Origin of the sequence: Novipirellula aureliae (assembly GCF_007860185.1) — a bacterium.
GTDB classification, from domain to species: domain Bacteria; phylum Planctomycetota; class Planctomycetia; order Pirellulales; family Pirellulaceae; genus Novipirellula_A; species Novipirellula_A aureliae.
This window is the reverse complement of record NZ_SJPY01000031.1, coordinates 1-1,986: the sequence shown is the minus strand read 5'-3', so window position 1 is coordinate 1,986 and position 1,986 is coordinate 1. Positions and strand designations below refer to the sequence as shown.

Sequence of the window (1,986 nt, the reverse complement as noted above, 5' to 3'; positions counted from 1 at the left end):
TTGGCTCGCAAAACAAGCCAGCAATTTCGTTCTGACGATCACGAGAACCGAGCCAGCGCAGCGTCTATCGCATGCCTTCAAAAAAACAGCGAGCGAAGCTCATCGATCCCGTTCTTGGTTGGCATGGACGCCAACCCTCTTCCCGCAGGGATGCGGGCAGTCACCCCAGCAATAGAGACAACGATCTGAACCAGAGTGATTCGATTAAGTTCAACGGTAGAAATCACGCGGGACGGGCGAAAAACGTGCAAGCAGGCCAAGAACCGCGACTCCCGTCCTCGCGTGCATTTCATTGTTCTGCCTCTCCGAGCATCTCCGGTCCCAACTTCCTGCTTCCGTGGATGACAGTCAATACTCGAATCTCGTCTTCCGCGATCCGATAGATCAGTCGAAACGAATACACATATAGTTCACGAATATCGTCACGTCCGAACTCGGGTACAACAGATCCAGACTGTGGATGAACCGTCAACTGCGTGGGCCGATTGAGAACGCGTTCGTATACTGACTCTGCGTAAGAAAGAGATTGATCCGCGATGTAATCGAAAATACCCAGCGCATCGGCGGAGGCCCTTTCAGTCCATCGAATGTCCATTAGCCGCGATTTTCTCGCTCCCGTCGATGCGCGACAAGACGCTTTCTCATTTCGTCAGTATCGATAAGTCGTCCTGCTCCCTCGTCAGCTAGGCCAGCTTCAATTTGCTGTCGCACGTAGAGGTGATACTGAACGTCTTCCAATGAAGCGTCAGATGGAAGCAATCGAGCGATTTCAGTCAATGTGTCACGCACGGGCAATGGTGAATCAGCCATGGAAGTCTCCTTATCAGTGTCTCCATCTTAATCGCTGGCGAGGAATACGGCAAACGCACTGATTTCGACGGCAGAACGGTGACGGTCACCGCGATCCGGCGGTTGATATTGTTATGGCCTAGTTTAGCAAGGCCGGATCTGCGGTGCACCGTTTGGTTATTCCCTTTGTCAGTCCTTGTAGAAAAATGCAACCTTCACGCCGGGGTGCTTTGACGCAAATGTCTTGACGGCATCAGAGGACATCGCTGTCTGTTGTAGATTCAAAAATCGAACCGATTCAAACGTGCCAAGTGGGGCAAGTGATTGGTCCGTAACCTTCGAGAATTGCAAGTAGACCTCCTGAAGTTCCCGAAGCGACCGCAGGTCCGCGGCGATCGCAGTCAAGTCGTCATCGTCGAACTCAAACGCAAATTTGTTGGCGTTCATTCCAGCGGTTTGACCAGTTACGTCAACCGCATAAACGCGTTGAGTAAAGTCAGGCCGGAACCCTAGTTTGAGCATCCAAGGTGACGCCATGTTCTCGTATTGAATCGATGCGTCTGGTACGATCGCCTGAATGCGGGCAACAGTGGCTACCTCGGAACGACGTGCAGACAATTGTGATGCTATCCACCAGAACGGAAATGCACATACAAAGGTCAGAACAAGTAGGGCGCGAATTGAGAATCGCAACCGGCGTCGCTTGCGTACGTTTGCGTCAATCATGCTCGGTTCCAATTGAGTCATCGTGAGAATCTAGTGGAACGCCAGACATCACCGAGGATAACACCAAGGGACAGAGCATGATTTTGGTGGATTTGCCTTTTCCCTAACCGAGGTATACGATTCCTGGTGATTCTGCTGATGCTTTTCTCTCGGGAGGTGTGTGATGGTTCGGTTGGCACGTAGCGAGGTGTTTGATCCGCAAGAGGTCGTTATCGCCCATCTCTACAATCGGACCTGCCGACGCTGTTTCCTGATGGGAAATGACCAAGTGTCCGGCAAAAACTTCGACCACCGGAAAATTTGGATCGAAAAGTATCTGCAACAGTTTGCCAAATACTTTTCTATAGATTTGCTAGCATTTGCCATACTAGACAACCACATCCACTTGATCCTAAGATCGCGGCCCGATCTGGTGGCGACCTGGAGCGATAGAGAGGTGGCTCGGCGCTGGTTGATGCTCTGTCCACACCG

Annotated in this window: 4 protein-coding genes and 1 pseudogene; 2 read left to right on the top strand and 3 right to left on the bottom strand. The window is 51.6% G+C overall.

Annotated elements, in window-relative coordinates; all coding sequences use genetic code 11:
• A partial coding sequence (locus Q31b_RS29265) for a hypothetical protein (RefSeq protein ID WP_231617908.1) occupies positions 1–189 on the top strand: 189 nt, incomplete at its 5' end.
• Positions 190–289: 100 nt separating this feature from the next.
• On the opposite strand, the gene Q31b_RS27640 is transcribed toward Q31b_RS29265, so the two are convergent.
• The 3 genes from Q31b_RS27640 to Q31b_RS27630 form a co-directional block, all read right to left on the bottom strand.
• A complete protein-coding gene (locus Q31b_RS27640) occupies positions 290–595 on the bottom strand; it encodes a type II toxin-antitoxin system RelE/ParE family toxin (protein ID WP_146602909.1) in 306 nt (101 codons plus the stop codon).
• Positions 595–810 (bottom strand): hypothetical protein, encoded by a 216-nt coding sequence (locus Q31b_RS27635; RefSeq protein WP_146602908.1) that lies wholly within the window; start codon positions 808–810, stop codon positions 595–597. Before Q31b_RS27635 ends, Q31b_RS27640 begins: the two co-directional genes overlap by 1 nt.
• Before the next feature lie 168 nt (positions 811–978).
• Positions 979–1,536 carry a hypothetical protein gene (locus Q31b_RS27630; RefSeq protein WP_146602907.1) on the bottom strand — a complete coding sequence of 186 codons (558 nt, stop codon included), beginning with the start codon at positions 1,534–1,536 and terminating at the stop codon, positions 979–981.
• Between the two features lie 142 nt (positions 1,537–1,678).
• On the opposite strand from Q31b_RS27630, the pseudogene Q31b_RS27625 reads away from it, so the two are divergent.
• Positions 1,679–1,986, top strand: a pseudogene (locus Q31b_RS27625) (hypothetical protein); the annotation flags it as partial.

Coding starts and splice junctions, on each gene's coding strand:
- Q31b_RS27630 (WP_146602907.1), bottom strand. CDS start 1,536: ATGACTCAATTGGAACCGAGCATGATTGACGCAAACGTACGCAAGCGA.
- Q31b_RS27635 (WP_146602908.1), bottom strand. CDS start 810: ATGGCTGATTCACCATTGCCCGTGCGTGACACATTGACTGAAATCGCT.
- Q31b_RS27640 (WP_146602909.1), bottom strand. CDS start 595: ATGGACATTCGATGGACTGAAAGGGCCTCCGCCGATGCGCTGGGTATT.